At 64.1% G+C, this 17,496-nt stretch carries 15 protein-coding genes; 4 read left to right on the top strand and 11 right to left on the bottom strand.

Annotation, left to right across the window (positions count from 1 at the left end; genetic code table 11):
* Positions 1-95: 95 nt before the first annotated feature.
* Positions 96-497, bottom strand: a complete 402-nt coding sequence (locus tag PIN01S_RS14270; RefSeq protein ID WP_084336352.1) for a VOC family protein — start codon at positions 495-497, stop codon at positions 96-98.
* Positions 498-770: 273 nt separating this feature from the next.
* Here PIN01S_RS14270 and PIN01S_RS14265 point away from each other — a divergent pair, with 273 nt between their 5' ends.
* Positions 771-1,031: a hypothetical protein gene (locus PIN01S_RS14265; RefSeq protein WP_084336351.1), complete on the top strand. Its 261-nt coding sequence runs from the start codon at positions 771-773 to the stop codon at positions 1,029-1,031.
* Between the two features lie 263 nt (positions 1,032-1,294).
* The gene (locus PIN01S_RS14260; RefSeq protein WP_084336350.1) at positions 1,295-2,416 is read left to right on the top strand and encodes a hypothetical protein; all 1,122 of its coding nucleotides are present in this window, start codon (positions 1,295-1,297) and stop codon (positions 2,414-2,416) included.
* Positions 2,417-2,475: 59 nt separating this feature from the next.
* Here the strand turns inward: PIN01S_RS14260 and PIN01S_RS14255 are convergent, their stop codons facing one another.
* Entirely contained in the window at positions 2,476-4,137 is a 1,662-nt protein-coding gene (locus tag PIN01S_RS14255) for a hypothetical protein (RefSeq protein WP_084336349.1), read from the bottom strand.
* Between the two features lie 260 nt (positions 4,138-4,397).
* Positions 4,398-4,679, bottom strand: coding sequence for a peptidylprolyl isomerase (locus PIN01S_RS14250; protein ID WP_084336348.1), 282 nt, complete (start codon positions 4,677-4,679; stop codon positions 4,398-4,400).
* Between the two features lie 128 nt (positions 4,680-4,807).
* On the opposite strand from PIN01S_RS14250, the gene fliB reads away from it, so the two are divergent.
* On the top strand, positions 4,808-5,944 hold the full coding sequence (fliB, locus tag PIN01S_RS14245; RefSeq protein WP_084336347.1) for a flagellin lysine-N-methylase: 1,137 nt from the start codon (positions 4,808-4,810) through the stop codon (positions 5,942-5,944).
* Between the two features lie 7 nt (positions 5,945-5,951).
* Here fliB and PIN01S_RS14240 read toward each other — a convergent pair whose 3' ends face one another.
* From PIN01S_RS14240 to PIN01S_RS14205, 8 genes are all read right to left on the bottom strand, one after another.
* Positions 5,952-8,387, bottom strand: coding sequence for a helicase-related protein (locus tag PIN01S_RS14240; RefSeq protein WP_084336346.1), 2,436 nt, complete (start codon positions 8,385-8,387; stop codon positions 5,952-5,954).
* A 104-nt stretch (positions 8,388-8,491) separates the two neighbouring features.
* The gene (gene cysC / locus PIN01S_RS27135; RefSeq protein WP_084336345.1) at positions 8,492-9,979 is read right to left on the bottom strand and encodes an adenylyl-sulfate kinase; all 1,488 of its coding nucleotides are present in this window, start codon (positions 9,977-9,979) and stop codon (positions 8,492-8,494) included.
* A 40-nt stretch (positions 9,980-10,019) separates the two neighbouring features.
* On the bottom strand, positions 10,020-11,156 hold the full coding sequence (locus tag PIN01S_RS14230; RefSeq protein ID WP_212633091.1) for a sulfotransferase: 1,137 nt from the start codon (positions 11,154-11,156) through the stop codon (positions 10,020-10,022).
* Positions 11,153-11,869, bottom strand: a complete 717-nt coding sequence (locus PIN01S_RS14225; RefSeq protein ID WP_084336344.1) for a hypothetical protein — start codon at positions 11,867-11,869, stop codon at positions 11,153-11,155. Before PIN01S_RS14225 ends, PIN01S_RS14230 begins: the two co-directional genes overlap by 4 nt.
* A gap of 67 nt (positions 11,870-11,936) precedes the next feature.
* A complete protein-coding gene (locus PIN01S_RS14220; protein ID WP_212633090.1) occupies positions 11,937-12,263 on the bottom strand; it encodes a hypothetical protein in 327 nt (108 codons plus the stop codon).
* Positions 12,253-13,608, bottom strand: coding sequence for an arylsulfotransferase family protein (locus PIN01S_RS14215; RefSeq protein ID WP_169715831.1), 1,356 nt, complete (start codon positions 13,606-13,608; stop codon positions 12,253-12,255). The genes PIN01S_RS14220 and PIN01S_RS14215 overlap by 11 nt, the downstream gene beginning before the upstream one ends.
* A gap of 138 nt (positions 13,609-13,746) precedes the next feature.
* The gene (locus tag PIN01S_RS14210) at positions 13,747-15,105 is read right to left on the bottom strand and encodes a choice-of-anchor Q domain-containing protein (RefSeq protein WP_084336342.1); all 1,359 of its coding nucleotides are present in this window, start codon (positions 15,103-15,105) and stop codon (positions 13,747-13,749) included.
* A 72-nt stretch (positions 15,106-15,177) separates the two neighbouring features.
* Complete coding sequence (locus PIN01S_RS14205) at positions 15,178-16,530, bottom strand: CSLREA domain-containing protein (protein WP_169715830.1); 1,353 nt, start codon at positions 16,528-16,530, stop codon at positions 15,178-15,180.
* Positions 16,531-16,835: 305 nt separating this feature from the next.
* Here PIN01S_RS14205 and PIN01S_RS14200 point away from each other — a divergent pair, with 305 nt between their 5' ends.
* Positions 16,836-17,465 carry a hypothetical protein gene (locus PIN01S_RS14200; protein WP_084336340.1) on the top strand — a complete coding sequence of 210 codons (630 nt, stop codon included), beginning with the start codon at positions 16,836-16,838 and terminating at the stop codon, positions 17,463-17,465.
* The last annotated feature ends 31 nt before the right edge of the window (positions 17,466-17,496 follow it).

The raw sequence follows: 17,496 nt of genomic DNA, 5'->3' as shown, positions 1-17,496 counted from the left end.
GCGGCAGTGTAAGCGCTCGGTCGGGGCGGGGGATGCGGCGAATTGTCCCGGAGCGTTCGCGGAGCCGGGCGGCGCTGCGAACGCTCCAGATACCGTCACTGTTCCGCTGCCTGCGCCATCGCGACCAGTTCCCAGATATGGCCGTCCAGATCCTCGAAACCATGCTGATACATGAAGCCGTGGTCCTGCGGCTCGTGGTAGGTACGTCCTCCAGCTGCCACGGCTTTTTCCACCATGCCATCGACCTCGGCACGGTCCGGCAGCGACAGGCACACCAGCACTTCGGTAGCTTTCCGCGCATCACACAACGGCTTCGGCGTGAAGCCCTGGAATTTCTCTTCCACCAGCAACATCACGTAGATGTGCTCGGCCACGACCATACAGGTGGCGGTCTCATCGGTGTATTCGGGATTGAAGGTAAAGCCCAGCCGGGTGAAGAACGCGATGGACTGCTGCAGGTTCCTGACGGGCAGGTTGACGAAAATGTCGGTCACCATGGGGAAGCTCCTTGTGTGAGGGCGCCGTGATTGGGGCGGTTCGTATCATTGTCGAACCGGGAGCGCGTCGATCGACAAACAGCGTGAAAAAATCTTGCCGATACGTTCGGACCATCGGCACTTCACGAATGCCGATCGGGGTGTACCCTCCCAAGACGGCTTGGTCGTTATCGCGTACCGGGCCGCTGGCGCGATTTGCCAACTTGCCACAGGGGGACAACCCGGCCGAGCCACCGTGATGTGGCAGAGCCCTCAGCAATGTGAGGTGAGCCAATGAGCACGATGCACTGCACCTACCGCGACTACATCATCACTGCCGAGGTCCTGCAGTATGCGGGCAGCCCGACGCCCTGGGCTGGCGGATGCCGCATCACCGATCCCGAGGGACGGACCACGCGGCGCTTCCCGTTGCCCCTGGACCACGCCTTCCTGGCCGACTTGGAAAAAGCCCAGCACGCCTCCATCGCTCATGGAAAATGGCTGGTCGACCAGTGCCTCGACCACGGTAGGGCGCTCTACGCTCAGGCGGCATGAGCCGAAGGGGCAGGTATCGAGCCTGCCCCGTTCCTCTCCGCGCATCCTCCTGTCCGTGGCGGCAGCCACGCTGCCAAAACCTTTATGGTTGGCAATTGTGATGTGAGGTTGCTATCAGATGCCGAAGAAATTCGTCACGACTCCGCAGTGCTGAACTAAGTTAGCCAACTTCTCGGACAAATACTGTAGCGGCAGGCCTCGTCGGTACCCGTCGTGGGTGCCCCGAACGTTCGGTCCCTGTTGCCATTCAGGTACGGTCAGCGATGAAGTCGGAAAGTCAGATCCTCTATTTTTGCCACGGCGATCAACGCAACCATCGCCTCGAAACCAAGTTTTCCATTCTCACCGCATTGGCGCGTCTAGGGCGGGAGCGCAGCTCCATTCCCATTCGGGTGATGACGGACGTGCCCCGGCATTTCTCGGGTTGGCCGGTCGAAATCGTTTCGTTGTCCCGTGAGGTCCTGGACAGGTGGCTGGGGGAGGGGCGATGCATCTATCGGCGCAAGGCCTGTGTCATGGAAATGGGCTTGGAATACGCCGAGAAGACGCTGTTCATGGACACGGACACGTTTTTCCTCGCCGACCCATCGACCTTGCTGGCCAATATCGACCATGACACCTGCGTGGTGGATGAAATCCGGCATACCTGGGGCGAAGCCATGCACCTGCCCGAATATGCCGGCCTGGTCGCGGGACTCGTTACCCAGGGGGGCATGCCGGCGCATGATCTCAGGTTGTGCGCGTCCGGCGTCTACGGCCTGGCCGCCAGCAACCGCCCCTTGGTACGGGATGCCATCCGCCGCCTGGATCGCTGGCAGAGCTTCGGCATCGCCGACAGCGTGGTCGGGCAGATCGCCCTGTCCTTTTCGCTCTACTGCAAGACCCTGATCGAGGCGAAGAAAAGCATTCGCCACTATTCCGCGTCGAAGCGCTTCTTCCACGAAATGATCTCGGTGTTCTTCGAGATGTACGGCGAGCGGTACACGCCGGAACTCATCGACCTCTGCCTGGACGTTCCCACCGAAAAACCCCGCCCATCGCCCCTCGACAAGCTCCAGGCCAAGTGGAAGCTGCGAACCCTGCAAGAGCCCTTGCGCGAGGTCGGGCGCAGCCTGGCCTTCGGCTGCGCCATGCCGGACAACCCCTATGCCCTGGCCTGCAAGCGCACCTGGTGGAGCGATGCCCTGGAACTCCTGCGCTCCCGGAACGCCCCGGAGCTGGCGGCATTCCAGCAGGGGCGCTGGCCGAACAGCCTTGCACTGTCGCTGACACCGGAGGAGAAGGAGGAAATCACCGAATTCTTCCAGGCGAAGCTCGCGCCTGCGCGGTTTATTTCTCTTACTATCGATGGGCCTCATTCGGAACAGCGATATGTTCCCCAATGAGCTGCTTTCTCACGCACCGATATCGGATCGTTGCGTGAGAAAAGCCCCGTATTGACGGTTCAGATTTTCAGCTTGCTCTTGATCAAATGAATGATCTCGGGGTTCTGCAGTTGTTCCGCATAACCCAAAGCAGAAATACCCCTGTACTTCACGGCACTTAAATCGACGCCTGACTCCAGCATCAACTGCACGCCTTCCTTGTGCTGATAAAAGACGGGAGCCATCGCTACGGGATAGTCCTCATCTCCAACATGGCTCATTGGATCTGCGCCAAGCTCGATCAGTCGGCGGGCCGAGGCCACATCGTTTTCGATCAGGGCATAGGCGAGCGCAGTAAAGTTTTCGTTGTCTTTCGAGTCGATACTGACGGCGCGTTTTTTCAGTTCGCCGATGGCCTTGTTGGTAGTTTGGCTTCTAGCCAACTGATAAATGAGTCGTGGCGATTCAGGAAAGAACAACTGTGCCTGCGAGAGATACGCTTCCCGTTGCTCGTCCAGGGTATTGGACCAGGCGACATAATTGGCAAGACCCATCACCTGACGGGAGCGTGGTGACTCGCAACCATTGTCGATAGCCTTGCGGCTTTCAGCTATCGCACCCTGGTAATCATCAAACCTCTCTAGCCTGAACGCAGCGTAATCGGTGCGGAAGCAAGGAATGCTCGGATACTCATCTGCACGCTTTCGATACAGTTCATCTGCCTTTGCAAGTTGCTCCGGAGAGGTCAGTAGTCTGAACAGCTTCAAGTAGGCATCCAGCCTAGCCCTATCATAGGTGTCGTATGGGCGCGGTGTGTCTGTGGCCCGCAGATACATGTCAATCGCCTTCTGGGACTCACCCTGCATAGCGTGGAGTTCACCCCAGTTTGCCCAGAGCCAGAGATTCTTCGTACCTATTTTCTCAGCGGTTTCGAACTCTGCTTTCGCTTCGTCGAAGCGGCGCTGGTGGACATAGACATATCCGAGAAGGACATGCGAGTTCGCATGGTTGCCATTCAGCTTCAGCCCGCTGATCAAGTAGGTTTCGGCTTGCTTCAAACCCTCCGGTCCCCAGTTGTTTTTCATCGAGAAGCGGGCGAGCTCCGGGTAGGCATCGATGTATTGTGAGTCCTTGATCAGGACTCTCTCCAAGTTTTTCTTGGCGGTCTGGAATGTCCTGGCGTCCGCAAGATCGATCAGTTCGACTGCTTCGGCATATAGCTCATCGATGGTCTTTTTCGCGAATTCACGATTTCGCATGTAGGTGGACGAGTCCGTCCATTCAATTGGGAAATCGATTTCTTTGGTCGTTTGCGCAGCAGCGAAACCGCTGTTCATCGACACGACGATCTTCTTGCTGGTGAATTCCTTGTATGGCGTCGCGGGTCTCAAGACCTCCAGCCGTACGCTGTTTTCCCCTTTTTGAATATCAACAAGCTGTTCACTGTTCCAGAACCTGCTCGCATCGGCATCCGGGCTATCAGCCATGACCCTGATCTTGGGATTGGAAAGATCGCCACGGAAAAAATAATGGACCGTGGCATAGAAGTAGCCATCGTCTCCCTGAGCGACGTCGATTTTTCGGATTTCATTTTCCCCTGGCAGCAATTGCTCTTGAGATGCAGGGGACTCTGGCTGGGGCGGCTGGTCCGCAAGGTAGTTTTCGATTGGCGACTTGAGTAGATAAACACCCAGCAAGGCCAGCAAGACACTCATCAACAGCAGCGTTCTCTTGTCCTTCATCGTTCTTTCTCCTTATCGATAGCGCTGTTTCGTGGCAAACAGGGCAGCCGCGCGATCAGACGCATAGCCGGAATCGTAAATGGACGCCGAGTTTATGCGATCCGCTTCAAGAAAAACTTGCGCGAGACGTTGGTTTTGCAGATCGGGTGGATGGACATAGCGCTTCGCAGAGCGTCAAGCGCATAGCATATCGATGGTCTGTTTAGACACAAGGGAGAACGCAGTAGCGCTGGTTCTCCCTCGATATCATTCGGAAGAGTTCAATCCTGCCGGCTGGTCACTTCCAGCAGGTGGTAGCCGAACTGGGTCTTGACCGGGCCCTGGACGACGTTCAGCGGGGCGCTGAATACCACGGTGTCGAATTCCTTGACCATTTGGCCCGGGCCGAACGAGCCGAGGTCGCCGCCGTTGCGGCTGGAGGGGCAGGTGGAGTGTTCGCGGGCGACCTGGGCGAAGTCGGCGCCGGCTTCGATGGCGGCTTTCAGTTCGTTGCACTTGGCTTCGCTGGAAACCAGGATGTGACGGGCAGTGGCGCGGGCCATGGGGTATCTCCTTGGAAGAAACGCACAGCCTAGCGCAAACCGGCGATTGGTCAACGCCGCGGCAGGGAACCCTTTTCCGTGGGAGTCCACCCATCCTCCAGGATCGAAACAGGAACCCGGAGCGTACCGTGGGCACACTATCCGTCGACGTTTTCAACTATGTGCAGCGTTTTGCCTGTCTGGTGGATCGCTGCGAAGACACCTGCTGCAAGGATTGGCGCATTTCCGTCAGCGAGCGCGACCGGGGCCTGTTCGGCCAGGCGCTGCCGCTCTACGAGAACCTGATCGTCAAGGATTCGGATGGCTACCAGATCGCCAAGGGGCCCGACGGCCACTGTGTCGCCCTGACAGGCGGAGCCTGCAAGGTACATGCGCAGCACGGCGAGAAGGCCCTTTCCAACATCTGCGCCAACTTCCCGCGCATGTTCCGCCTGATCAATGGTTCGCTGGTGAAGGCCGCGAGCATGGGCTGTCCCGAAGTCGCGCGCCTGTGCCTCTACGGTGAGGACCCGTTCCGCCTGGAAGAGGCCCAGCAGGACGATTTTCATCTCGGCGATGTGCGCGACCAGTCGTTCGAAGACTTGCAGGCCACCGATCGACGCGCAGTGGTGAAAGCGCTTCTGGACCTGGTGCTGGAGTCCGGGACGACCACCGGCCAGGCGCTGGTACGTGTATTCACCCTGGCCGAGCGCCTGGAGCCTTTGCCTCATTCCCAGTGGGCCGGGGCGATTCCCCGTCTGATGGCCGAAGCCGGTTCGCTGGCGATCCCGGTCGAGCTGCTCGCCGCCGATCCGCTGCTTGAAGTGCTGGCAGAGGCCATTCAACAGCCCAAGGTGGCGGAAACCTTGCGCCGTCGTGCCGCTACGCTGTCGTCCGGCGACGCGTACCGCGGCCTTTATCAGGGCGAGGTGCGCAGCGCACTCGATGCGATCCTGAAGCGCTTCATCGCGGCGGAAATGACCCGCATCGGCTTTCCGTTCGTGTCCATCACCAGCGCCGGCCAGGACTATGGCCTGAATCTGGTCGAGTGGGCCGCGAATCTGGCCGTCCGGACCCTGACTCTGCGCCACCTGCTGTTGGCCCATGTCGATCCGGAAGCGGGGAGGGCGCCGGAGCCCGCCGTCATCGTCGAAGTGGTGTACCGCTTCTGCCGGGCGGTCAGCCACAGCCCGGCCGTCTCGGCGGAAAAGGCGCTGCGTCAGGCCATCGGCGAACGCGGTGCGGGTTATCTGGCTGCTTTGATTGCGCTATTGCCGGAGGACTGAAGCCGCTTCAGTGACGTTCCCGCCAGCAACCCTCGCAGAGGCGGAACTGGCGGCTCAGCACCGGCATCGGCCGGCCGCACTTCCCGCAGTTGCGCGTGTCGCCGCCGATGCGTCGGTGGTCGCCGCGACGGGGCTTGCGCCGGCGTGACAGCTCACGGGTGATCGCCTCGTTGAGCAGGTGGCGATGCTCTTCGGCCCGCTCCAGGGCGGGGAACTGGTCCGGCAGCGTCCGCGCCAGGTGCAGGTAGGCCTCGATGATGTGCAGCGTGCTTTCCAGGCTGGCGAGGTCGGCTTCGAGGAACAGCCGCGGCAGCTCGATTGCTTCGCCCTGGGCCACCTGTTTCAGCCAGCGCTGGGCCAGGCTGCTGGCCGGGCTGTCCAGGCCGCCGCGGATCGGCGTGCAGGCGAAGACCCAGCGCAGCCACAGCGGGACGTCGGGCAGGTCGATCAGCTTGATCCACTCGGCCAGTTCGTCCGGCAGCACCGAGATGAAGGATTCGCCGTAGTTGATGTTGCGGTTGAAGGTCAGCCAGGCGCGCAGCAGGCTGGGCTCGTTCATCAGGTCGGAGATCGCCGCCAGGTGGTCGATGGACGGGCGGACCTGGAACTGGGCGAGGTCGATGGGCTGGTCCGGGCTGTTGAACAGCCGGCGGATCGATTTCAGCACCTGCGGGTCCAGCGCGGTGATGCAGCCCTGGTCGTGATGACCGAAGCGCCCGGCGCGCCCGCCGATCTGCTTGACCTCCTGCACGCCGAGCTGGCGGGTCTGGAGACCATCGAACTTCTCGTCGGTGTAGAAGCACAGCGTATGCGCCGGCAGGTTCAGGCCCATGCCCACCGCGTCGGTGGCCACCATGATGTCCGCCTCGCCTTCGCGAAAGCGCCGGGCCTGCTCGCGGCGCACTTCCGGCGAGAGCGCGCCGTAGACCACCGAGACCGTCTTGCCGGACATCTCCAGCAGCGCCTTCAGCTCCAGTACCGTGCGCCGGCTGAACGCCACCAGCAGGGAACCGGGCTCCAGATGCTTGAGGGTGGTGGCGTGCCTTGCCACGTCCACCGGCGAGAGGCGCTTGGTGCGTTTCACCTCCAGGCGATCCTCGCAGAGCGCACAGAGGGTGCGCAGCGAGGGCTCGATCAGCGCCGGCCCGGTCATCAACAGCGTCGGCGCATAGGCGCTGACCAGCGCGTCGACCCAGGCCCAGCCGCGCTGGTCGTCGGCGAGCATCTGCACTTCGTCGATCACCACCACATCCCAATGTTGCTGGCGGAAGCGGGCGAACTCTTCCATGGTGCAGCAGAAGTGGGTCGCGCCCTCGCGGATGATTTCCTCCTCGCCGGTCACCAGCGAGCAGGGCACTCCCATGGCTTCGATGCGTTCCTGGTTCTCCAGCGCCATCAAGCGCAGCGGCGACAGGTAGATGCCGTGGGTGACCCGGGTCATCGCCTCGATGGCCCGGTGCGTCTTGCCGCTGTTGGTCGGGCCGAGCAGGGCGGTCCACTGGCGGGTCAGGCGCCGGGCCGGATAGAGCTTGTGGTAGTGCACGAAGCGCGGATCGCTTGCCAGCAACTCGGCGAAGGCCATCTTCTCGCGGTGATCGCGGATCGCCGTGCGCAGCGCCCGACGCAGCTTGCCCGGCTCCAACTGGAAGATTTCCATCAGCCGCCGGTGCCCGAGCAGGCGCAGGTCGAAGTCGCCGGCCTCTTCGCGCAGCAGGGCGAACTTGTCCGCCAATTCACGGTGGTCGACGGCCTTCAGTTCGCGGACTTCTTCCTCGCCAAGCACATGGCCCTGGCCCGACGGAATGCGCCGCTGCACCTCCAGGACAAGATCGCCATGCCTTAGCTCGACCACGTAGCGCAGCTCATGGCGGACCTCGTTGATGGTGTCCACGGCCACTGCGAGAAAATCGTCCAGCCGTGCCAGGGCGGGGCGCATCCGCTCCAGTACGCGGGCACGGTCCGCTACCGGCAGCGCCAGGAGAGCCGGTTCGAGGCGCTTCAGCCGGCCCCGCACTTTCGTCTCGACCTGCTGGCGCACATGCTCGGCGAAGGCGTCGACAGAGTCGCTGTCGGCCAGCGCCAGGGCCCAGTCCGGGTCCAGCAGGCTTTGGACCGGGCCGCAGTCGAAGGTCTTCTCCACCTCGAACAGGTCCACGGTGCAGTGGAAGTCGTTGCGGTCGTTGGCCAGTATCCGCCAGAGCAGGCTCTGCGGCTCCGGCGCCTGCAGGGTTGCGTCTACCGCAGGTGCCTCCAGCCCCAGCCAGAAGGCCTTGGCGGCACGGCCGAACTGCGGATAGGGGTAGCCGATATAGGGGGTGAACCACTGTTCCTGGTGGTTCTTCTTCGCCACGAAGTCCGGGTAGGTCGCCGAGGCCCAGGCGAGGAAGCGCTGGAGCCGTTCGAGGCGAATGGCCTTGCGCTGCTGGTATTCGCCCTTCGACATGATCGACGCCTCCACTGATCACTGGCTTACGGAGTTTGGACAACGCCGCGCAAGGATACGATCACATGGAAAGGCAGGGGGGTGTTCGCTAGTGGGTGTGAACGCTAGAGCATCCCGCGTCGGCGCAGCAGATCGATCACCTGCCCGGCCAGGGTGTCGGCGTCCAGCTCGCCGGCGGGCAGGCGCAAATCGGGCGCCTGCGGGGGCTCGTAGGGGCTGTCGATGCCGGTGAAGTTCGGCAGGGCGCCGGCCCGGGCCTTTTTGTACAGGCCCTTCGGGTCGCGGGCTTCGCAAACTTCCAGCGGGGCGTCGACGAAAATTTCGAGGAACTCGCCGTCCTCCAGAAGCTCGCGAACCATGCGCCGCTCGCTGCGGAACGGCGAGATGAAGCTGGCCAGAGTGATCAGGCCGGCCTCGACCATCAGTTTGCTCACCTCACCGACCCGGCGGATGTTCTCCACCCGGTCCTCGTCGGTGAAGCCGAGGTCACGGTTGAGGCCATGGCGCACGTTGTCGCCGTCCAGCAGCATGGTGCGCTTGCCGGCCGCCTGCAGGCGTTGTTCCACCCGGTCCGCGACCGTCGATTTTCCCGCGCCGGACAGGCCGGTGAACCAGAGCACGCAAGGCTTTTGCGCATTGGCCGCGGCACGGCTGGCCTTGTCCACCTTCATGGCGTGACGGTGGAGGTTGGTGGCGCGGCGCAGGCCAAAGGCAATCAGGCCGCACGCCACCAGGGTGTCTTGGGTGCGCTCGTAGAGCCGGAAAGTGCCGGTGGCTGGGCACTCGCCCGCGGCATTGAACGGCAGCGCCTGGTCCAGCGCCAGGTTGCAGAAGGCCAGGTCGTCGCGCCGCAAGCGTTTGGCCGCCATCCGCTCCAGCGTGTCGACCTGGAGCAGGTGCTTGATCTCGCTGACCCGCGCATCCACCTCGCGGTCGTTTAGGCGCAGGCGATAGACACGCCCCGGATACAGCGGCTGGTCATCCAGCCAGAGCAGGTGGGCGGCGAACTGATCGGAGACCTGCGACGGCGCATCGGCGGCCTCCGGCCGCTCGCCGGACGGCAGCTTCGCCTCGGCTTGCACCTGCGCCAGCAACGTCGGACCCTGGTACCAGGACAGCCTGCCGGACGGCTCGACGATGTTGTCGTCTCCCTTGAGGCTTAGCGGAATGGCGGTGAGCTGTTCGATTCCCAGCCGCTCGGCGTAGGCGCGGTACTGGTGGCGAAGGCGCGCGAAGACGTCTTCGCGCCAGTCCATCCGTTCCATGCCGGTCACCGCCAGCAGCAACCGACGGATGCCCAATTGCGAGGCGAGCAGGCCGAAACGATGCGCCTCGGTATCGATGCCCCGCTGGGCATCCACCACCAGCAGCACCCGCGGTTGCGGGCCGCTGTCGCTCATGCGTGCCAGCCAGTGCGGCGGGTGCTCACCGACGTGGAACGACGGACTGCCCGATCCGACGGCGTCGCGCAGGCGTTCGGCCAACACCTGGGTGCCGATGTCCGGCGCACCGCTCACCAGTACCGGCAGATGGCCCGACAGCGCGGGTGCTGGTTGCAGGCAGGGGCCCGGAGTGGCGGAGGTATGACGCATGGCAGAAGCCCTCACTGGCGAATGGGAACGGCGGTCTCGCTCAACCGCGTGGAGCGTAGCCGAAACGGGCGGCGACCGGCTGAGTGATCGCCTCGATCAGTGCCCGCTCTTCTTCGTTGAAATCCGGTCGGTAATAGCCCGGCGCGTGCAGTCCCGTGGCCGCTCGTTCGAGGTCCGCCGGCTGGATGTCCAACTGGCTGTGCGCGAACACCCTGCCCAGGGTTTCCTGCGGCGCGGCGCACAGGTCTTCGTAGCGCACCACCAGGCAGGCCTCGCGCAGCGCCGGGTCGGCGTCCAGGGTGTCGGCCACGTGGCGGTACACCGCCGCCCAATAACGGGCCCAGCCCTCGACCTCCTGGCCCGCCTCCCACAGCGCCATGATCCGGGCGCTGGCGGCATCGTCGCCGACGTTGATGGGACGGCGGTCCAGGCCGAACTCGTAGTGCCCGACCCGGCGCATATGCTCCAGCGCGCGGGGCTCGGCCGTCTCGCCGGCGACGAAGAGCTTCTGCTGCTTCATCAGCGAGGCGATGTGCCAGACCGGTTCGCGGATCGCCAGGATGAAGCGCGCCTCGGGATAGAGTCGGTGCAGGTAGCCCAGGCGCACCAGGTTGTAGTTGCCCTTGGCCACGTAGCGCTGGCGATCGCGCACCGCCAGCAGCTTGCGCAGGTGCTCGTCGTAGAAGCGTTCGAAGGCTGGATTGGTTGCGTCGCGGCCGAGCACCGAGCTGTGCGTCGGGTCGTGGGTATCGGGGAAGAACGCCATCCAGAGCATTTCCTCGAACGCCTCGGGGCTTTGCGAGGTGACTTCGATACCGTCCTTGTGGGCGCGCTCCCGGGCGGTTTCCTCGCTCTTGGGTACCAGCGCCAGCCAGCGGTTCCACCAATAGGGCGTCAGCACCGGCGGAAAGTCGATGTAGCGGTGGCTGGCCACCGACGGGTGTGCGGCCAGCTTCTCCAGCAGGATGGTGGTGCCGGAGCGCGCCAGGCCGGCCACGTAGACCGGGCGATCGACCCGCAGATCGTCGATGGCGTCCTGCACCAGACGGGTTTCCAGGTTACCGAGGGTGATCCAGGTCTGCGGCTTGCGGTGGACCCAGCCGCCCAGCAGGTGCATCCAGGTCGGTACGCTGAAGCCGGGGTTGTCTGCCGTCGCGGCTTTGCTCGCCGCGCTCATTCGATGCGCGCCCAGCGGTAGGTGAGCAGCGAGACGAACAGCATTCCGGGCAGCAGCAGCGCCAGCCAGGAGCGCATCCAGGGTGGCCCGAAGGGCAGGTAGGAACGCTCCGGCAGACCGATCTCGACACGCTGCACGGCGAAATCGTCCGGCAGATAACCCAGCGGGTTGGCCACCAGCCAGTTCCACCAATGACGCCGCTCGATCACCGGCACCGGCGCCGTCACGGGGATATCCAGGGCGTCGGCACCGCTGGCGCGCACGCGCAGCACCGGGGTGTCGCCATCGCCCAGCCATTCGGCGAAGAAGGGGGCGGGCACCACGTTGACACTGGGCGCCTGGTTCGCCTCCGGGTAGTCGTAGCTGTAGGCCTTGTCGATCCAGTTCAGCAGGGCGAGCAGGGGCAACATGGAAATTAGCGTCGGCAAGATAACCAGGCCGAGATGCCTGAACGCGGCGCGGAACTGGCCGCGGATCAGCGGGCCGGCCTCGCCGATTTCGCCATCGAATTCTTGCAGCCGCTGGCGCGCCTCGCGGGCCTCGCGCTTGGCCCTGCCGATGGCGGCCTGGGGCGACAGCCAGCGGTACAGGAGGAGCGTTCCGGCACCGGCCAGTGCGGCCCAGAGCAGCAGGCGGGCCGCCGGTGGAAAGACCAGCGCCATGCCGTCATCGAGGGCGGCGAACAGCGGTGCGGGCAGGTCCAGTAGTCCCATGGCATCCTCTCGTCAGGTCTGCTGGCACACGGGAGCGCTTCTGCGGGCTCGTGTGCCGGGGCGGCGCTCAGGGGCGCATCGATTCGGTCTCGCTGCGCCGTGCGGGGGCCGGGTGGGTGTCGCTGGCCGTTTGCTGCGCGGGTGCGGGCTCCCGGGACGCGTTCGCCGCGGCGGCCTGTTCCGCCTTGCGCCGGCGCCGCATGCGGCGGATCGGCCACATCACCACGTACAGCACCGCCACCCCGACGGCGGCGAGCAACCCCCAGAGCGCGGCCAGCAGGCCCAGCCCGGCGCCTGGCCCGACATAGGCGTGGGCGGCCAGCGGCAGGGTGGCGCAGAGCGCGACGGCGGCGAGGGCGAAAGGCTTGGCGTGTCGCTGGGTATCAGGGGTCATGGCGTTCACCTTGTTCAGGGCTATCGAGGAGGCGGCGAAAATCCGCGTCGAGCTCTCCGTAAGCGAGGCGCTGTCCTGAGGAGACGATGGGGATGTAGCGGTCGTTCTCGCCTCCGCGCACCGGGTTGACGAACTCCCAGGCAAGCGTGCCGTCGGGCGTCACTTCGAAGAGCCGGCCGCCGTCGGATTCGGTCACGAGCCGGTTGCCGTTGGGCAGCCTCTCGGCAGAGCTGCGCACATAGCTCTCGAAGGGGTGCGCATCGTCTCCCTCGTAACTCCAGACAATTTCATGGCTGCTGGGGTTCACCTCGATGAGGCGCGAGATGTTGCGTTCGCGGTAGTTGCCGGCATTGTCGAAGAGGCTGAGATTGCCGTTGGGCAAGGCCCGCGCGTCGTGCTGGACGATCCACGGACCGCGCGTCGCCCAACTGAGCGTGCCGGATATCGGGTCGACCAGGGCGACGGCGCTGATGTTGCGGAACGAGATCAGCACCTGGCCGGGCCGACCGGCGGCCGGGGCGAAAACGGCGCTGCGCGCGGCGTCCAGATAATCGACGCTGTTGGCGTGCAGCGGGTCGGCCACGGCGTAGCTGGGCGTCTGGTACAGCGGCTCGGCGTAGCGCGAATCGAGAAAGGCGCGCACCAACGAGACCTTGCTCAGCTCGCGGCCGGTCGCGGCGTCCAGCGTCACCAGGAAGTCGTCCAGCCAGGGCTGCTCCAGGCCGTGCAGGCCGGGAATGTCCTCCTCGCTGAAGGCGTGGCTCAGGGTGACGATGCGGCCGTCGTCGGTGAGCACCAGATCGTGGTGGGTCGCGCCGTGGTAGGCCCAGATCAGCTTCGAGTCACGGTCGATGCGGATCAGCCCGTAGCCCCAGGGCGTGTCGTTGTCGGCGGTGATCACCACCAGCAAGTCACCGTTGGGCAGCAGGCGCGCCTTGTCCCAGTAGATCCGATCTTCCGGCCGCGGGGCACGGCCCTCGGGGTTCTCCTGCCAGATCTCGCGGTAGGGCAGCTCCCAGCGGTGCAGCACCTTGCCGTCCATGTCGATCAGTTGCGCGTAACTGCCATCGCCGGAGGTATACAGCGTCACGCCGGGGTAGGCCCGCTGCGGATCGTGCAGAGTGACGCCGCGTTCGCTACGGCGTGCTTCGCGCCACAGGTGCGTCTCGGTGTACAGGTCGGTGGCCGATAACTGGCTGAGGGTCGCCTGGGCCGCCTTGTAGGCGTCGTCGAAATAGCGGAAGGGGAACGTCCTGGACAGCATCAGGAACGCCCCGACCACGAACGCGAGAAACACGATAGCCACGCAGAAAACGGCAAAGCCGGCGCGATCCGCCTTGTCCATCCAACCTCCAGGGTGCATTGAGCGGGAAGGGGGAGCGCCGTTCGGCTGCACCCATGGAGTCGGACCCTGATCGTCCTGTTGTGTTCAGAAGGCAGCGCTGCGCCTGGACGAACCGCAGGGCTGGATGGCGGCACGAGCCTACGGCCTGGCCCGTTCATAGGCCCCCAGGTCGCACACCGCTACGCCGTCTCCATCGCCATCGCGGGGGCGCGGACGGCGGCGTTGATCGTGCGAGGTGCAGGAGCCGATCCCCGCATCCAGCGCCAGGCTGCCCTGCCGCAGCGCATGCACGTAGGTGCGTTTGTCGAAGGCCGAGAGCGGGTGGAGCAGGCGAGTGAGCGTGTAGCGGTTCTCGATAGAGCGCTCGCCGGTGCAGTTGCCCGCTGTGGTGCCGAGCAACAGGCCCACGGCCCGGTAGGTGTAGGTGGTACCGAAGTTCTGGCATTGGGTTGCGTAGCCGCCCCAGCCGTCGGTGTTGCCGGCGATCAGGCTGTTGCGGATCAGCAGGTCGCCGCCGTTGAACAGGCCGAGTCCGAGGTTATCGGCCAGGGTGACGTTGATCAGTTGTAGCCGGGGCGTTCCTGCGGCGTCCTGTGCCTCGTTGGTGATCACGCCGGCCCCGTGCACCGGCGCATTCTGGCTGAGGGTGGAATTGGTCACTTTCAGTTGCCCGACTCCGGCGTTGAGCAAGGCGCTGGCCCGGCCGTACTCACCGATCCTGTTCTGCATGAAGGTGCTGCGCGCCAGATCCGCCTGCCCCAGGTTGAACAGCGCGCCACCGCGACCGCCTTCCTCCCAGCCGCCTTCGGCACGGTTGCCGCGGAACAGCGAGTCGCGGACCAGCAGCGTTCCCTGGTTGAACAATGCGCCGCCCCGGCCTTCTTCCTCATTGCCGCCATCGGCGCGGTTATCGCTGAAGGTCGAGGCGTAGATGCCCAGCGTGCCGAAGTTGGCCACGGCGCCGCCGTGACCGCTGCCGACCTGCCCCTCGCCGGCGAGCCCGGCATCCGCCTCGTTGCCGGTGACGGTGACCCGGTTGAGGAGGGTTTCCCCATGGTTCTCCAGCGCACCGCCGTACTGGCTGGTCGCGCCGCCGCCGAGCGTCAACCGTTTGAGGGTGAGCCGGGCGCCGGGCTGCACCTCGACAAGCCGGTCGTTCAGGCCCTCCCCACGAACCCCGCTGAGCGCCTCGCTTCGGCCGCGAATGACCAGCTCATCGCGGATATCCAGATCGCCGGTGAGGTTGTCGTCCTCGTCGGGCGGAACGCCTTCCGGGGCCGCTCGGCTGAGGACATAGGTGCCATCGAGCAGAATGCGATCCGCCCCCGGCAGGCCGTTCGCCGCGTGCACGGCATCGCGCAGGGAGCAATGGGCGTTGCAGAGGCCATCGAATTCGTCGCGGTCGGTGGTGGGGATGAAATCGGCGGCCAGGAGCGTCGTGCTGGTCAGCGCCAGGCAGGCTGCCGGCAGGGTTGTCAACGAATGGAGGCGGAGCATGGTGGCATCTCCTTGACGTGGCGGAGACAGGAAGAGAGGGCCCCGCCTGCGCGGGGCTCGGTTGGTGTCCGCTCAGGGCCTGGCCCGTTCGTAGGCCCCCAGGTCGCACACCGCTACGCCGTCTCCATCGCCGTCACGCGGGCGCGGACGGCGGCGCTGGTCGTGGCTGGTGCAGGAGCCGATCCCGGCGTCCAGGGCCATGCTGTTGTAGCGCAGCGCATGGACGTAGGTGCGTTCGTCGAACGCGGTCAACGGATGGACCAGGCGGGTGAGGGTGTAGCGCTCTTCAACGTAGCGATCGGCAGAGCAGTTGCCTCCGCCATTGCCCAGCACCAGGCCGATAGCCTCGTACCGATAGCGATTGCCGCTGTTCCAGCAGGGGTACGTATATTCCCCCATCTCATCCCAGTTACCGGCGATAAGGCTGTTGCGGATACGCAGCCTGCCGCCGTTGTAAACGCCGATACCGATGTTATCGACGACCGTGACGTTAACGAGCTCCAGGCTGGGAGTGCCGGCCTGGTTCGGCTGTTCGTTGACGATCACCGGCGATATGGCGACGTTGTCGCTGAAGGTGGTGTTGGTCAATTTCACAACGCCTGCCCGATCATTGACGAGCGTGCCCCCTCTACCGAATTCGCCCACCCAGTTGCCGATGAAGGTACTGCGGGCGATATCGACCCGACCGACGTTATAGATGGCCCCGCCTGAACCACTCTCTCCCCAGACGTTGTTCGCACGGCCATCCCTGAACAGGGTGTCTCGCACGAACACATCGCCCTGGTTGAACAGCGCGCCGCCATAGCCGGTATCCTCTCCAGCCTTGGCTTCATTGTTGACGAGCATCGACGAGAAAATCCCCAATGTTCCGAAGTTGGCGATGGCGCCACCGTTGCCCGGATCGTCGGCCCTGCGGGCAAGGGCCTGGTTATCGCTGAGCGTCACTCTGTTCAGGATGGCTTCGCCGTGGTTTTCCAGCGCGCCTCCGTTGATGTGGCCGGCTCCGCCGCTGATCTTCAGTCGAGCGAGGGTGAGTTTGGCGTCGGGTCGTACCTCGACGATCCGGTCGTTCAACGCTTCGCCGCGGATTTCCGTACGCGCTTCGCCGAGCCCCTGGATGACCAGTTCGTCACGGATATCCAGGTCGCCATTCAGGTTGTCGTCCTCCTCGAGAGGAATGCCGTTCTCGTCCGGTGCCGCTCGATCGAGAACGTACGTCGCAGCCCCCAGCAGAATGCGGTCCGCACCGGGGAACTCGTTCGCCGCCTGCACCGCATCGCGTAGCGAGCAATGGGCATTGCACTGCCCATCGAACTGGTCCTTCTCGGTGGTGACCAGGAAATCGACAGCCCCGGCCGTCGTGCCGGCAGCACTGAGGAGCGTGAAGGGAATTGCTTTGAACGCCGAAGAAATGAAACGGGACATAGGGGCATCTCCTTGCGCAATGTCCATGGGAAACGCGGAGACGGCGAACTTCCGCGGGAGGGTACGGCACGGCTTAGAGTGGAGCTTGGGGATTTGATTCGAAGCGGAGCGGGGCAAGCCGCTGAACGGTCGCAACGGGCCGGCTCAACCATGAGGCGGGGGCGGAAGTGTGAGGTGGCGACCTTTTCGCTTCACGAGAAATGTTGGCAAATTGATATTAGATCCGTCCTTCAATAAAGTGACGCCTCCGCTGCGATGGGGAGCCTGGAGCGGCGGAAACCCCTATCTGACAAGGAAGAATCGAAATGAAGCTGAAGATGTTGGGCATGGCACTGGTCCTTGCTCTGACTGGCTGTGCCAGCTTTCCCGGCGACAAGGTTCCGGAAACCCAGCTGCCGTCTATGGCCAGCTACCAGCAACGCCCCAGCGTGTTCGTGGACTTCACGTTCTACCAAGGCAAAGCCGGCGACCCCAAGGCCATAGCGCTTCCCCAGGCACGAGACATGCTCAAGCCTCAACTGGAGGCTACGCTTCGCGACTCCGGTCTGTTCAGCCGCTACACCCTGGACGAATTCCAGAAACAACCGGGCGACTACACCCTCAAGCTGGACGTGTATAACAGCGGCTCGACTGGCGCGGCCATGATCGGTGGCTTCATCTCCGGTTTCACCTTCCTGGTGATTCCGGCCACGGTGAAAGACGAATACGCCATGACGTTGCAAGTGCTCGATCCGGAAGGGCAGCCGGTATCCAATGAGCGGAACGACGAGTCGATCCGTACCTGGATTGGCCTCGTGTTCATTCCGATGATGGGTTACACGCCGGCCGAAGCGGTTAACGACAGCTTCCGTCGCCAGCTCACGGCCCTGCTGAAGCGGATGGTCGATCGGCAGACCCTGAAATACGCGCAGATTCCTTTTCCGCTTCGCGGTTGACCGGGTTCGGCGCGCCCGTTGCGGGCGCGCC

Origin of the sequence: Pseudomonas indica NBRC 103045 (assembly GCF_002091635.1) — a bacterium.
Lineage (GTDB): Bacteria > Pseudomonadota > Gammaproteobacteria > Pseudomonadales > Pseudomonadaceae > Pseudomonas_M > Pseudomonas_M indica.
Note: the sequence above shows the minus strand (reverse complement) of the source record. Positions and strands in the feature narration are given on the sequence as shown.